General features: G+C 73.1%; 9 protein-coding genes. 7 read left to right on the plus strand and 2 right to left on the minus strand.

Features of this window, described 5'->3' with window-relative positions; translation table 11 throughout:
- Window positions 1-265: 265 nt before the first annotated feature.
- Together AB0C33_RS31860 and AB0C33_RS31865 are read left to right on the plus strand one after the other, a co-directional pair.
- Window positions 266-3,085, plus strand: a complete 2,820-nt coding sequence (locus tag AB0C33_RS31860; protein WP_358294271.1) for a BTAD domain-containing putative transcriptional regulator — start codon at window positions 266-268, stop codon at window positions 3,083-3,085.
- Between the two features lie 13 nt (window positions 3,086-3,098).
- The gene (locus tag AB0C33_RS31865) at window positions 3,099-5,918 is read left to right on the plus strand and encodes a BTAD domain-containing putative transcriptional regulator (RefSeq protein ID WP_358294273.1); all 2,820 of its coding nucleotides are present in this window, start codon (window positions 3,099-3,101) and stop codon (window positions 5,916-5,918) included.
- Between the two features lie 2 nt (window positions 5,919-5,920).
- Here AB0C33_RS31865 and AB0C33_RS31870 read toward each other — a convergent pair whose 3' ends face one another.
- Complete coding sequence (locus AB0C33_RS31870; protein ID WP_358294275.1) at window positions 5,921-7,480, minus strand: helix-turn-helix domain-containing protein; 1,560 nt, start codon at window positions 7,478-7,480, stop codon at window positions 5,921-5,923.
- Window positions 7,481-7,575: 95 nt separating this feature from the next.
- Between AB0C33_RS31870 and AB0C33_RS31875 the strand changes: the two genes are divergently transcribed.
- From AB0C33_RS31875 to AB0C33_RS31885, 3 genes are read left to right on the plus strand one after another with little or no spacing between them, the layout of a single operon-like run.
- On the plus strand, window positions 7,576-9,789 hold the full coding sequence (locus tag AB0C33_RS31875; protein ID WP_358294276.1) for a molybdopterin cofactor-binding domain-containing protein: 2,214 nt from the start codon (window positions 7,576-7,578) through the stop codon (window positions 9,787-9,789).
- The gene (locus AB0C33_RS31880; protein ID WP_352323877.1) at window positions 9,773-10,006 is read left to right on the plus strand and encodes an EF-hand domain-containing protein; all 234 of its coding nucleotides are present in this window, start codon (window positions 9,773-9,775) and stop codon (window positions 10,004-10,006) included. Before AB0C33_RS31875 ends, AB0C33_RS31880 begins: the two co-directional genes overlap by 17 nt.
- Window positions 10,007-10,066: 60 nt before the next feature.
- On the plus strand, window positions 10,067-11,446 hold the full coding sequence (locus AB0C33_RS31885) for an NCS2 family permease (protein ID WP_358294278.1): 1,380 nt from the start codon (window positions 10,067-10,069) through the stop codon (window positions 11,444-11,446).
- Here the strand turns inward: AB0C33_RS31885 and AB0C33_RS31890 are convergent.
- Window positions 11,443-12,408 carry an excalibur calcium-binding domain-containing protein gene (locus AB0C33_RS31890; RefSeq protein ID WP_358294280.1) on the minus strand — a complete coding sequence of 322 codons (966 nt, stop codon included), beginning with the start codon at window positions 12,406-12,408 and terminating at the stop codon, window positions 11,443-11,445. The genes AB0C33_RS31885 and AB0C33_RS31890 overlap by 4 nt on opposite strands.
- Window positions 12,409-12,574: 166 nt before the next feature.
- Here AB0C33_RS31890 and ald point away from each other — a divergent pair, with 166 nt between their 5' ends.
- Both ald and AB0C33_RS31900 read left to right on the plus strand, forming a co-directional pair.
- Complete coding sequence (gene ald / locus AB0C33_RS31895) at window positions 12,575-13,690, plus strand: alanine dehydrogenase (protein ID WP_358294282.1); 1,116 nt, start codon at window positions 12,575-12,577, stop codon at window positions 13,688-13,690.
- Between the two features lie 105 nt (window positions 13,691-13,795).
- Window positions 13,796-14,290, plus strand: a complete 495-nt coding sequence (locus tag AB0C33_RS31900) for an EF-hand domain-containing protein (RefSeq protein WP_358294284.1) — start codon at window positions 13,796-13,798, stop codon at window positions 14,288-14,290.
- Window positions 14,291-14,378 lie beyond the last annotated feature (88 nt).

The raw sequence follows: 14,378 nt of genomic DNA on the forward strand, positions 1-14,378 counted from the left end.
CACTGCTGCTGAGGCTCGCAGCAAGAGGGGGTACGGCGCGTGGCTGTGCTCCGAACCGCACCGATCCCATGGACGAGCGCTCTCCAGCAGCAGGGGACGATGAGGCCCGGTCCGCGGATGTGCCCCCTCTTCTCACCACCGGGCCGAGCGTACCCGAATCCTTCTACATTTGATCTACAGTCGCGTGATCGCCATACCGCCACGGGATTCTGAATACGCTGCCCTGGTAAGGGGGACGCCGGGGCTGTGTGAACGGGGAGGACGCGTGAGCGACGACATCTACATCCGCCTTCTCGGAACCGTTCACGCCGAACGCGGATCGCGGCCCGTCGATCTCGGGCCGGCCCGGCAGCGGGCCGCCCTGGCCGTCCTCGCCTCGGCCGCCACGCGGCCCGTCCCGATGAGCCGGCTCGTCGAGGGGATCTGGGGCGACGAGCCGCCGCGCAACGCCGAGCAGAGCGTCTACACCTACGTCGCCGGCCTGCGCCGCGCCTTCGAGCCCGACCGCGGGCGGCGCGCCCCGTCGCGGCTGTTGTCGGGCACCGGCGCGGGATACGCCCTCAACGTCGGGCCCGCACAGGTCGACTCCCTGTGCTTCGCCGAACGCCTGGACGAGGCCCGCACGTGCCGCCGCGAGGGTGACGACCGCCGCGCCGTACAGCTCCTGGACGAGGCCCTGGCGATGTGGCGCGGCACCGCGCTGAGCGGCCTGACCGGCCCGTTCGCCGAACGGGAACGCTCCCGTCTGGAGCTGTTACGCCTGGCCGCGCTGGAACAGCGGCACGAGAGCCTGTTACACCTGGGCCGCCACCACGAGATCACCGACGACCTGCGCGACCTGACCGTCCGCCACCCGTTGCGTGAGCGCACCCGCGAGCTGCTCATGCTGGCCCTCTACCGCTCGGGCCGTCAGGCCGAGGCGCTGAAGGTCTACGAGGAGGGCCGGGTCCTGCTCCTGGAGGAGCTGGGCCTCACACCGGGCGAGGGGTTACGCAAGTGTCACCAGCTGGTGCTGCGCGGGGAGCCCGGGCCGTGGCGGGGCGACGGGGTGCCGCACCAGCTCCCGCGCCACCTGGCCGGGTTCGTGGGCCGCTCGCGTGAGCTGGACGAGCTGGAGCGGCGGCTGGCCCCCGGCGGCGGGCGTCCGCCGACGCCGCTGGTGATCGTCTCCGGGCCGCCGGGCGTCGGGAAGTCCGCGCTGGCCGCTCAGGCCGCCCACCTGGTCCAGGACCGCTTTCCCGACGGCCAGCTGTTCGTCAACTGCCGCGGCGCGACGCCGGAGCTGCCCGCGCTGACCGGGCTCGACGTGCTCGGCCGGTTCCTGCGGGGGCTGGGGGTGGCGGCCGACGCCGTACCCGCCGACCTGGACGAGGCGGCGGCGACGTGGCGCAGCCTCCTGCACGGCCGCCGGGTCCTCGTCCTGCTGGACGACGCCGCCGACCTGGCGCAGATCCGCCCGCTGCTGTCCACCCCCTTCGGCACCGCGCTGCTGGTGACCAGCCGCGAGAGCATGACCTGGGGCGAGGACTCCTACCAGCTCGAACTCGGCCGGATGTCCCCCGCCGAGTCGGCCGCGATGCTGGCCGGGCTGGCCGGGGAGGAGCGCGTGCGGGCCGGCGCGGGCGACACCGCCGAGCTCGTCCGGCTCTGCGAGGGCCTGCCCCTGGCGCTGCGCATCGCGGGGGCCCGCCTGGCCAGCCGCCCCGACTGGAGCGTCGCCACGATGGCCGGCCGGCTGGGCGACGAACGCCGGCGGCTGCACGAGCTCGTGGCCGGCGACCTGGCCGTACGCGCCGGTCTGGCGGCCAGCTTCACCGCGCTCGAACGCAGCCCCCGCCCCCTCGACCGGCTGGCCGCCCGCGCGCTGTCCCTGCTGGGCCTCCTGCACGTGCCCGAGATCACCGCCGAGGCCGCCGCGGCCCTGCTCGACGCCGACCCCGCCGACGCCGACCTGGCCCTGGAACGGCTGACCGACGCGCACCTGCTCGACCGCCCCCGGCCGGGCCACTACCAGCTCCACGACCTCGTCCGCCTGTTCGCGGGCGAGCTGCGTCCTGCTGACCCCAAGAAGCCGGTGCTGCGCGCGCTCGCGTACTACGCGGCCTCCGCCCGGCTGGCCAGCCAGGTCATGGACCCGCACCGCGTCCAGCGTGGCCCGGTCGCCGAAGCCGTCACGCACCAGGTCGGCACGCGGGAGGAGGCGACGGCCTGGCTGCTGGAGGAGGAGGCCGTGCTGCTGGCCGCGGCCCGCCAGGCGCTCACCACCGACGACGACGACATCGCCGCGCTGGGCCTGGCGCTCGCCTTCGCCCTGCATTGGCCCCTGCAGCGCGCCTACCGTACGACGGACCTGGTGGAGCTCGGCCTGATGGTGTTGCGGGTCTGCGAACGGCTCGGCGACGTGGAGATCGCGATGCACGCGCACGGCGAGCTGGCCACGGCCCTGAGGATGAAGGGCAGGAGGGACGAGGCCGTCGAGCACCTGCGGATCGAGCTGGCGATCGCCAGGCAGCTGGGCGACGCCTTCTCCGAGCAGCGCGCGCTGGGCAACCTCGCCAACGTGCACTACCACGATGAGGACTTCGAGCAGGCGATCGTCCTGGCGGAGCAGCAGCTTGCCGTCGCGGGGCCGATCGGCGCGCGGGTGGGCGTCCGCTACGCGAGGCTCATCCTCGGGGAGGCCCACCACAGGTGCGGCCGGCTGGAACAGGCCCGCGAGATCCTCTGCCTGGCCCTGGCCGACGCCGAGGAGGTCGGCGACACCACCCACCAGGCCCACCTTCGAGGGGTGCTCGGCAAGGTCCACCTCGACCTGGGCATGCCGGACCAGGCCCTGCCGAACTTCCTCCTCGCCCTGAAGCTGATCGAGCCCGCCGGCAACCGGGTGTCGCGGCTGCGGTGCCTCCTCGGACTGTCACGCACCTACCGGGCTCTGGGCGAGCTGGACAGCGCCACCGGTTGTGTCACCGCGGCCCTGACCGCGGCCGTGACCGACAGGCTGGCCTCGGAATGGCAGCAGGAGGCCAGGAGCGAGCAGGAGGCCGTACGAGAGGCACGGCAGGCCGCGGGTGCCCGGGGCGCATGAGCGAGGTGCGGGGATGAGCGACAGTCTGAGCATCGGCCTGCTCGGCCCGGTGACCGGCGCCCACGACGGGGTGGCGTTCGACCTGGGGCCCGCCCGCCAGCAGGCCGTCCTGGTCATGCTGGTCTCCCCGCCGGGCCGGGTCGTGACCATGGATCAGCTGGTGGAGGGGCTGTGGGGGGAGAAGCCCCCGGCCAGTGCCGGGCAGAGCGTCTATACCTACGTCGCGGGGCTGAGGCGCACCCTGGAGCCGGGCCGCAGGCCGGGTGAGCGGTCGAAGCTGCTGATCAGCAAGGCGGGCGGCTACCAACTGCTCGTCGAACCGCACAAGGTGGACGCCTTCGCCTTCTCCGAGCTGGTGAACGCGGCACTGCGCGCGCGGGGCACGGGTGCTCACGAAGAGGCGTTACGCCTGTTCGACGAGGGGCTCGGCCTCTGGCGGGGCGTGGCGCTGAGCGGGGTGACGGGCCCCTTCGCCGAGACCGAACGCGCCGTGCTGGACGAACTGCGCCTGGTCGCCTTCGAGGGCCGCTCCGAGCTCCTCCTGCATCAGGGCCGCGCCGGCGAAGCCATCGCCACGCTGCGGGAACTGGCCGCCCGCCATCCCCTGCGCGAGCGTCTGCACGAGCTGCTCATCCTCGCCCTGGGCCGGTCGGGCCGCCAGGCGGAGGCGCTCAGGGCGTACGAGGACGTCCGGGTGAGCCTGGCCGAGGAGCTGGGCATCGACCCCGGTCAGGGGCTGCGCGAGGCTCATCGGGTCGTGCTGGCGGGCGATCGGGCGTCCGTCCGCGTCGCCGCCGAGACGGTTCCCCGCCAGTTGCCGCGCGAGCTCATCGGCTTCGTGGGCCGGGCGCAGGAGACCGACCGGCTGGCAGCGCTGCTGGCTCCCCGTGACGACGTCCCGCCGCACCCGCTCGTCGTGATCTCCGGACCGCCCGGCGTGGGCAAGTCGGCCCTCGCCGTACGGGTCGCGCACGCCGTGCGGGACCGCTTCCCCGACGGCCAGCTCTACGTGGGCCTGCGCGGAAGCACCCCCAACGTGCCGCGTCTGTCCGCCCATGGGCTCGCGGGCCGGCTCCTGCGCGGGATCGGGACGCCTCGCGAGGACGTCCCGGCCGAGCTGGACGAGGCGGCGGCCATGTGGCGCAGCAGGTTGCACGGCAGGAACCTGCTCGTGGTCCTGGACGACGCCTCCGGGCTGGACCAGATCCGGCCGTTCCTGTCCACGCCGCTCGGTGTCAGCGTGCTCGTGACCAGCAGGGAGTCGCTCAACGTCGGCGACGACTGCGTCCAGCTCCGGCTGGGACGGCTGTCGGAGGCGGAGGCGACGACGATGTTGTCCAAGCTGGCCGGCGACGGACGGGTGGGCGCCGACCCGGCCGGGACCTCGACGCTGGTCCGGCTCTGCGACGGCCTCCCGCTCGCCCTGCGCATCGCGGGCGCCCGCCTGGCCGATCATCCGGAGTGGAGCGTGGGCACCCTCGGCAGGCGGCTGGCGGACCAGCGCAGACGGCTGCACGAGCTGGCCGCGGGAGACCTGGCCGTACGGTCCAGCCTGGCCGCCAGCTATGACGGGCTCACCGGCGGCAGCCGTCCCGTGGACCGGCTGGCGGCCGGCGCCCTGCCTCTCCTCGGACGGCTGCACGTGCCGGACATGACCGCGGACGTGGCGGCGGTGCTGCTGGACAGAACGCCGGACGAGGCACGGCGCGCCCTGGACCGGCTGGCCGAGGCGAACCTGATCGAACGTACCGGGGACGGTCGTCATCAGCTGCACGACCTCGTCCGGCTGTTCGCCGGCGACCTGCCCGTACGCCACCCAGAAAAGCCGCTCCTGCGGGTGCTCGGGTACTTCGCGGCCTCCGCCCGGCAGGCGAACGTCGTCATCGACCCCCACCGCGTCCAGCTCGGGCGTCCGGTGGACGAAGCGACGTCCCGGGCGTTCGCCACGCCCGAGGAGGCGCTCGCCTGGCTGCGGGCGGAGGAGCACGTCCTGAACGCGGTGGCCGTCCAGGCCCTCTCCTCCCCGGACGACGGGATCGCCGAACTCGGCGTGCGGCTCACGTTCGCGATGTTGTGGCATCAGCAGCGGTCGCACGAGGGCCACGACATGCTGACGCTCAACACCATGGCACTGCGGGTGTGCGAACGGCTGGGCGACGACGCCGGCGCACAGATCGCCCACGGCCACATCGCCAACGGGCTGCGCCTGACCGGACGTCCCGAGGAGGGGATCCCCCACCTGGAGGCCGAGCTGGCCATCGCGAGGCGACTCGGCGACGGCTTCGGGCAGATGCGGGTGCTGGGGAACCTGTCGAACGCCTACGTCGCCAGACAGCTCTACGAACAGGCGCTGCCCCACGCCGAACAGCAGCTCGCGGTCGCCAGGCAGATCGGCTCCGAAGTCGGCGTCCGCTTCGCCTGCTTGATGCTCGGCACGGCCCGCCAGGGCATGGGGCACCACGCGCAGGCGCGGGACCCTCTGGAGCTGGCCCTGGCCGCGGCCCGCCGGAGCGGTGACACGACGCATGAGGGACACGCGCGGGTCGTGCTCTCGCAGGTCCTGCTCGACCTGGGCGATCCCGAGCTCTCCCTGGAGCACGTGAGCGAGGGGATGAAGCTGCTCGGCAGAACCGGGTACCGGTTCATGGTCGAGTGTCTCATCACCATGTCGAGGGCCTGCAGAATGCTCGGCCGGCTGGACGAGGCGCTGGCCCACGCGACCGAGGCGGTGGCCAACGCGGAGTCCGGGGGCAACGCCCTGTGGGAGCGGCGGGCCGACGCCGAGCTGACAGCCGTGCGGGAGGCGATGGGGGCGGCGGATCGGGAGGCGTGAGGTCAGCGGGGCGGGGTGGTGTCGCGGAGTGCGAGGAAGAAGTCGACGCGGTCGGACATCGCCGACAGGTTTCTCCCGGTCAGCTCCTCGATCCTGCGGATGCGGTACCGGACCGTGTTGACGTGCACGTGGAGCCGTTCGGCGCAGGCGTTCCACGAGCCCGAGCAGTCGAGGAAGACGTCGAGCGTGCGCACGAGGCCCGACTGGTGGCGGCGGTCGTAGGCGAGCAGCGGGGACAGCAGCCGGTCGGAGAAGGAGCGGCGCACGTCGCCCGGCACGGTGGCCAGCAGCAGCGCGTGGGTGTAGATCTCGTCGCTGGTGACCACGCCGCCGTCGCGGGCCTCGGCCAGCCGCCTGGCGTGCCCGGCCTCCTCCACGCCGCCCTTGAGCGCGGCGGCGCCGGTCAGCGCGCCGCTCAGGCCGACGCTCAGGCGGGTGCCGGGCAGCGCGGCCAGCACGGCGGCCCCGGCCCGCAACCGCGCGGCCAGCTCCCCGACGCTCCTCCCCCGCAACGCGACCACCGCCACCGCCCCGCCGCCGCCGCTGCTGCGACCGCCACCGTCGACGGCCGTGCCGCCGCTTCCCTGAGGTGGTTCGGCGGGGACGGGGGCGGCGACGACCTCGCGGGCGAGCAGTTCCTCCAGGATCCGGCCGCCGAGGACGGCGGGGGCGGCGGTGGCGGCGGTGGCGCCGGGGCGTGGGGCGGTGGCGCTGACCACGGCGTACGGTTCGTCCGCGTCGATGCCGCACGTGCGCAGCCGGGCGTTGAGCTCGGCCGCGTCGGAGTCGGCCAGGGCGGCCGCCACGAGCTGCCCGGCCAGGCGGCGCTCGACCCGGCGGCCCTCCTCCAGGCGGCCGCGTTCGAGTGCCACGCAGGCGGCCAGCTCGTAGCCGAGGTCGGCGCGGCCGAGCAGGTCGCCGTCGCAGGCCAGGACCCAGCCGGCCGCCCGGTGGCCGCGTCCCACGGCGAAGAGCGTCGCGCCGCCGGCCAGCGCGGGCAGCCGGGGCGCGGTCAGGTACGCCCTGGCCAGCCCCGCCGGATCGGCGGCCGTACCGACGACCACCTCACCGGACGCGGACAGGACGGCGCCCGTGACGCCCAGCTCGGCGGCGGTCAGCTCGAACAGCCCGCGCAGGTCGGCGCCCTCGGCCAGGGCCGCCACGAGCCTGCGGTGACGCCCGAGCGCGTCGCGCACGTCGCCGGACAGCCGGGGCGCGACCAGCTCGGCCAGCGTGCGGAAGGAGACCTCGACCGGCACCTCGACCAGCGGCAGCCCGGCCTGTCGGCAGGCCGAGACGAGGTCGGCGGGCACGTGCCCGAGCCGGGCCGCGCCCGCGCCGAGCGCGGACACCCCGCCCTCGACCAGGGCGGTGACGAAACGGGTGGAGTCGGCGGCGGTGTCGCGCCACATCAGGCCGGTCAGGACCAGCTCGCCGCCGGACAGGTAGCGCCCCGGCTCGGGCAGGTCGGTGATGTGGACCGTGCCGAACTCGCACTCCGGGTCGCCGGCCAGCAGCCTGAGACCCAGCTCGTCGATCGCCAGCAGGTCACTGATGCGCACTTGGAGGAATATACAAGCCCGCTCTGTCAAGCGATGACCGGGATTTCACGTCACGGGCATAGGAGGCCGGGCCGGGCCGGTGCTCTACTCGGAGGATGACGGAGACGGTCCACTCCACCAGGTCCGAAGGCGTCGGCGGGGCCGAGGGGGTCGGCACGAGCGCGCGGCGGCCGGACGCGACGCTGAAGGTGACCGGCGAGTTCGCCTACGCCTCCGACCTGTGGCTCGACGGCATGGTGTGGGGCGTGACGCTGCGCAGCCCGCACCCGTCGGCCTGGATCCGGTCGATCGACGTGGGCCCGGCGCTGCGCATGCCGGGCGTGCTGGCCGTCCTGACGCACGAGGACGTGCCCGGCGAGAAGTTCTACGGGCTCGACCACAAGGACCAGCCCGTGCTGGCCATCGACCAGGTCCGCCATCAGGGCGAGCCGGTGGCGCTGGTGGCCGCCGACCATCCGGAGACCGCGCGCAGGGCGGCGCGGGCCATCGTGGTCGACTACGAGCCGCGCCCGGCGGTGACCGATCCGCGCGAGTCGCGCGAGTACGTCAGGCGCCAGCCGGTGCGCAAGGGCGACACGTTCGAGGCCGAGGTCGTCGTCACCGGCGAGTACGAGGTCGGCATGCAGGACCAGGCGTTCCTCGGCCCGGAGTCGGGTCTCGCGGTCCCGGCCGAGGACGGCGGCGTGGACCTGTACATCGCCACCCAATGGCTGCACGTGGACCGCGACCAGCTCGCCCCCTGTCTGGGCCTGCCGCCGGAGAAGGTACGGCTGACGCTGTCGGGCGTCGGCGGCGCGTTCGGCGCCCGCGAGGACCTGTCGATGCAGGTGCACGCGTGCATGCTGGCCCTGCGCCTGAACCGCCCCGTCAAGATCGTCTACGGCCGCGAGGAGTCGTTCTTCGGCCACGTGCACCGCCATCCGGCCCTGATGCGCTACGAGCACGGCGCGACCCGCGACGGCAGGCTGGTCTACGTCAAGGCCGACATCCTGCTGGACGGCGGCGCGTACTGCTCCTCCTCCCCCGCCGTGGTCGGCAACGCCGCCTCGCTGGGGGCCGGGCCGTACGAGGTGCCGAACGTGTGGATCGACGCCGCGGGCGTCTACACCAACAACCCGCCGTGCGGGGCGATGCGCGGGTTCGGCGCGGTGCAGGCGTGTTACGCCTACGAGTCGCAGATGGACCGGCTGGCCGAGGCGTGCGGCCTGTCGCCGGTCGAGATCCGGGCGCGCAACGCCGTCTCCCAGGGCTCGGCGCTGGCGACCGGCCAGGTGATCGACTCCCCCGCGCCGCTGGCCGGCATGTTGCGCGAGCTGGAGGCCATGCCGCTGCCCGCCCCGCGGACGGGGGCGGACCTGCGCGCGCTGCCGGGCGGCGTCTCCCAGACCACGCACGGCGAGTCGGTGCGGCGCGGGATCGGCTACGGCGTCGGCATCAAGAACATCTGCTTCTCCGAGGGCTTCGACGACTACTCCACGGCCCGGGTGCGGGCCGAGCTGGTCGGCGGCGAGCCGCGGGTCACCGTGCACACCGCCGCCGCCGAGGTGGGCCAGGGCCTGGTCACGGTCCAGGCCCAGATCGCGCGGACCGAGCTCGGCATCGAGGACGTGACCGTGGCGACCGCCGACACCGCCGTGGGCTCGGCGGGCTCGTCGTCGGCCTCGCGGCAGTCCTACGTGACGGGCGGCGCGGTCAAGGCGGCCTGCGAGGCGGTGCGCGAGCGGTTCGAGGGGCTGCCGCCGCGGGAGGCGCTGGCCAGGTTCGGGCCGATCGAGGAGACCCGCGAGTACCGGCACCGGCCCACGAAGCCGATGGACCCGGTGACCGGGCAGGGCGACTCGCACACGCAGCTCGCGCTGTGCGTGCACCGCGCGGTGGTGGACGTGGACGTCGAGCTGGGGCTGGTCAAGGTGGTGGAGCTGGCCGCGGTGCAGGACGTGGGCAAGATCATGAACCCGCAGGCTCTGGAGGGCCAGATCCACGGCGGCACGGCGCAGGGCCTCGGGCTGGCGCTCATGGAGGAGATCCAGGTGCGCGACGGCCGCGTGCTGAACCCGTCGTTCACCGACTACCTGATCCCCACCATGCTCGACATGCCGCCCATGCAGCTGAAAATCCTGGAAAATCCGGACCCGTCCGCACCGTACGGCCTCCGCGGCGCCGGCGAGCCGCCCACGCTCTCCTCCACCCCGGCCGTCGCCGCCGCCGTACGCGCCGCGACCGGGCTCCGGTTGACTCGCGTTCCGATCAGGCCGGAAGATATCGCCTTGTCCAATCACGGGGAGGTATCCGATGGCAAGCGGTCGTGAAGCCGCCGAGGCGGAGTTCAGTCGCTTCGACACCGACGGCGACGGTCTGCTGACCGCGGCCGAGATCAGGCAGGCCAACGAGGCGCTGGGGGTCCACGGCGCCTCCGAGGAGGAGATCGAGGCGTTCATCAACGCCGCCGACACCGACGGCGACGGCCGGATCGGCCTGGAGGAGTTCGTCGGCCTGGTCGGCCACGGGCGGCACGAGAAGGCGTGATCATGTCCCCCGCCGGGTAGGTGACCCGCACTCCCCTCGCCATGACGAGGGGGACGTGTGGTGCTCGACAGACTCTTCGAGCTGACCGGGCGGGGGACGACCGTCGGACGCGAGGTCCGCGGCGGCCTGACCACTTTCATGGCGATGGCCTACATCATCCTGCTCAACCCGATCATCCTGGCCGGCGCGAAGGACGTCACCGGCGCCCGGCTGTCCATCGCCGAGCTGACCACCTCGACCGCGCTGGCGGCCGCGCTGTCCACCCTGCTCATGGCCTTCGTCGGCAACGCGCCGTTCGCGCTGGCCGCCGGGCTCGGGCTGAACGCGGTGGTCGCCTACCAGGCCGCGCCGCACATGACCTGGCCGCAGGCGATGGGCCTGGTCGTGCTGGAGGGCGCGGTCATCATCGTCCTGGCCGTCACCGGCCTGCGCACCCTGATCATGAACGCGATCCCGCTGGCGCTCAAGCACGCGATCAGCGTCGGGATCGGCCTGTTCATCGCCCTGATCGGCCTGGTGGACGCCGGGTTCGTCGCCCGGGGCACCGGCACGCCCGTGCAGCTCGGCGCGACCGGCCATCTCACGGGCTGGCCGGTCACGCTGTTCTGCTTCGGCCTGCTGCTGATGATCGTCCTGTACGTGCGCAGGACCCCGGCCGCCATCCTCATCAGCATCGCGGTCACCGCGGTCCTGGCCGTCCTGGTCAACGCGCTGGTGCCGGTGCCCGCCAAGGAGTGGGGGGTGGTCGTGCCGCACATGCCCGAGTCGCTGGTCGCGGCGCCGAGTTTCGGGCTGGTGTGGCAGTTCGACCTGTTCGGCGGGTTCGCCAGGGCGGGCGCGCTGACCGCGACCGTGGTGCTGTTCACGCTGGTGCTGTCCGGCTTCTTCGACGCGATGGGCACCATCATCGGCGTCAGCGACGAGGCCGGGCTCGTGGACCAGGTCGGGCGGGTGCCGCGGCTGGGCCGCATCCTGACCGTCGACGGCGTCGCGGGCATGATCGGCGGCTCGGTCAGCGCCTCGGCCAACACCGTCTTCGTCGAGTCGGCCGCCGGTGTGGGCGAGGGGGCGCGCACCGGTCTGGCCAGCGTCGTGACCGGGGCGCTGCTCGGGCTGACGCTGCTGTTCACGCCGATCGCCGCGGTGGTGCCGGCGGCCGCGGCGGCGCCCGCGCTGGTGCTGGTCGGGGCGCTGATGATGACGCAGTCCAAGAACGTGCCCTGGACCGACATCGAGCTGGCCGTGCCGGCGTTCCTGACGATCGCGCTGATGCCGTTCACGTACTCGATCACGAACGGGGTGGGGGCCGGGGTGATCTCGTACACGCTGATCAAGGCGGCCAGGGGCCGGTTCGCGGAGATCCCGTGGCTGTTGTGGGCCGTCTCGCTGGTCTTCCTGGCCTACTTCGGCATCGACGCCCTCCGGGCCCTGTTCGGTTAGCGGATGTCAGCGCTGTTGCAGGCCACGCCGTTGTGGTCGAGGTCGGGATACCAGGAGTACTCCTCATGCCGTCCGCGCGTGTAGGGGCCGTCGCCGGCGGCCTGGGCCTCCTTGCAGCTCGCGTACCGCTTGTCGGGGACGCGGGCGACGCCCGCGGGGGCGGTCGTGCCGGTGGTCGCGGTGCCCTGGCCGGTGTCCGTGGGCTGCTGCGGCTGCTGGTTCGGCTGCTGCTGGTTGGGGGGTTGCTGGTTCGTGGGCTGCTGCTGGTCCGTCGGCTGCTGGTTCGTCGGCTGCTGGGGCTGCTGGTCGGTGCCCGGCTGGGACGACTGCGGCTGCGCGGGCTGCGACGGCTGGGACGGCGGCGCGCCGAGCATCCGGACCACCAGCGCGTCGGCCTCCTCCTTGGTGAAGCCCGCGATGCTCAGGCTGTCGCCGTCCATGCTCTGGGTGACGACCGGCGCGGCCAGGACCGTCTTCGGCGTCTGCTCGCCTTCGGGCGCCAGCACGATCGCGACCTGCCGCTGCGTGGGCTGGAGCTCGTCGATGAGCCGCACCAGCCGGTCCTTGAAGACGGGCGCGACCGCGATGCGCACCGAGTAGGAGTTGTCGGCGCCCCGGACGGCCTCGATCCGCTGCACGGCGCCGACCGTGACACCGTCCTCCAGGAGGTAACAGGTGGTCTGCTGCTCGTCGAGCACGGCCGGGTCGCCCGGACAGGGCGCGGTCTTGGTCTCCTTGACCGGCGCGAAGTGGATGGGGGTGGCCAGGCGCTGCGGCGGCGCGCCGCCGAGGAGCGGGCTGTCGGGGCTCTTGGTCATCAGGACGGCGACCGTGCCGAGCACGCCCGCCACGACGACGACGAGCACCAGCGAGACGGTCAGCACGATGGTGGTGAGGCGGCTGGCCTTCGGCTCCTCCGGCTCTTCCGGCTCCGCGGGAGGCGCCTCTACCGGTCTGTCCATCGTTGACGACCCCATCCTGACGTTCGGGCTGCCGGTGAGCTTATCGAGGACGGGCAGCAGCGGGGTAATCAGCCGAAAAATCCTCACCTATCTGTGAGATCGGAGGAAAAATGGAAATGAGAACGCAGGTTGTCGGCAACTTTCCACGCGAACGAGGGATGACCCCATGAAGGTCGGAGTTCCCCGCGAGGTCAAGAACAGCGAATACCGCGTCGCACTCACCCCCGCGGGCGTCCACGAACTGGTACGCCACGGGCACCAGGTCCACGTCGAGCGGCAGGCGGGCCTCGGCTCGGCCATCCCGGACGAGGACTACGCCGCGGCGGGCGCCGTCATCGCGCCGCACGCCGACGAGGTGTGGGCCACGTGCGACCTGATCATGAAGGTGAAGGAGCCGGTGGCCGAGGAGTACCACCGGATGCGCAAGGGGCAGATCCTGTTCACCTACCTCCACCTGGCCGCCTCGGGCCCTCTGACCAGGGCCCTGCTCGACTCGGGCGTCACGTCCATCGCCTACGAGACCGTGCAGAACAGGGACGGCTCGCTGCCCCTGCTCGCCCCGATGTCGGAGGTGGCCGGACGGCTGGCGCCGCAGGTCGGCGCGTACCACCTGATGCGCTCGCAGGGCGGCAGGGGCGTGCTCATGGGCGGCGTGTCCGGCGTGCGGGCGGCGAACGTCGTGGTGATCGGCGCCGGGGTGTCCGGCATGAACGCCGCCGCCATCGCGCTCGGCATGCAGGCCGAGGTGCTGCTCCTCGACCGCAACATCGACAAGCTGCGCCAGGCGGACATGATCTACCAGGGCCACTGCCAGACGGTCGCGTCGAACACCCTGGAGATCGAGAAGGCCGTGCTGGAGGCCGACCTGGTCATCGGCGCGGTGCTGGTGCCGGGGGCCAAGGCGCCCATGCTGGTCACCGACGACCTGGTGAGCCGGATGAAGCCGGGCTCGGTGCTGGTGGACATCTCGATCGACCAGGGCGGCTGCTTCGAGGGCTCGCGGCCGACCACGCACGCCGAGCCGACGTACCGGGTGCACGAGTCGGTCTTCTACTGCGTGGCCAACATGCCGGGCGCGGTACCGCACACCTCGACGTTCGCGCTGACCAACGTGACGTTGCCGTACGCGCTGGCCGTCGCGGGCAAGGGGTGGCGCGAGGCGGTCCGCACGGACGCCGCCCTGGCCGCGGGCGTGAGCACCCACGAGGGACGCCTGACCAGCCGCCCGGTGGCCGAGGCGCACGGCCTGGAGTGGACACCGCTGGAGGAGGCGCTGACCTGAGCCGCGGGCCCGGTCGCGCGGAACGGGACCGGGCCTTGGCCGTCACGGATCCGCACGTTACGGTGAGTCACGAGACCATGACGATCCGTGACAACGGAGGCTTGGATGGATCCGGTGCTCCTGCGCGGCAGCGCGGAACGCAACTTCGACGACCTCGACACCGACGGCGACGGCTTCCTGACCAAGGACGACTACCTCGCGCTGGCCCGCCACCGCATCCGGCGGGCCGGCGCGCGGCCGGACAGCCCCGAGGGCGAGAAGGTCGTGGCGGCGTTCCTCGACACCTGGGACGTCCACGTGCACGCCCTCGACGCCGACCACGACGGCCGGATCAGCAGGGAGGAGTACGTCGAGTCCTTCCAGGCGCTGGTGCGCACGGGCGCGCTCGACGGCGTGCTGAACCCCATGTTCCGCGCCACCTTCGACCTCGCCGACCACGACGGCGACGGCGAGCTCACCGCCGCGGAGTTCCGCACGCTGTGGAACCGCGACGACGGGCTCTCGGCCGCCTTCCAGCGGGCCGACGCCGACGGCGACGGCCGCATCTCCTTCGAGGAGTACGCCCGCCTGCGCCGCGGCCTGCTCGTCGGCGACCTCTAGCGCGAGCCCCCGGACACACGTCGAGGGGCCCGCCCGGGCCGGGGCCCCCACGGGTGGCGAAGGGGGGGTGCTTGGGCTGGGAGTTAGG

Origin of the sequence: Nonomuraea sp. NPDC048881 (genome assembly GCF_040649795.1) — a bacterium.
In the GTDB taxonomy this organism is placed as follows: Bacteria; Actinomycetota; Actinomycetes; order Streptosporangiales; family Streptosporangiaceae; genus Nonomuraea.

What these genes read in the sequence shown, in the direction of transcription:
- ald (WP_358294282.1), top strand. Translation starts at nt 12,575, where the DNA reads ATGAAGGTCGGAGTTCCCCGCGAGGTCAAGAACAGCGAATACCGCGTC.
- AB0C33_RS31865 (WP_358294273.1), top strand. Translation starts at nt 3,099, where the DNA reads ATGAGCGACAGTCTGAGCATCGGCCTGCTCGGCCCGGTGACCGGCGCC.
- AB0C33_RS31875 (WP_358294276.1), top strand. Translation starts at nt 7,576, where the DNA reads ATGACGGAGACGGTCCACTCCACCAGGTCCGAAGGCGTCGGCGGGGCC.
- AB0C33_RS31890 (WP_358294280.1), bottom strand. Translation starts at nt 12,408, where the DNA reads ATGGACAGACCGGTAGAGGCGCCTCCCGCGGAGCCGGAAGAGCCGGAG.
- AB0C33_RS31900 (WP_358294284.1), top strand. Translation starts at nt 13,796, where the DNA reads ATGGATCCGGTGCTCCTGCGCGGCAGCGCGGAACGCAACTTCGACGAC.
- AB0C33_RS31880 (WP_352323877.1), top strand. Translation starts at nt 9,773, where the DNA reads ATGGCAAGCGGTCGTGAAGCCGCCGAGGCGGAGTTCAGTCGCTTCGAC.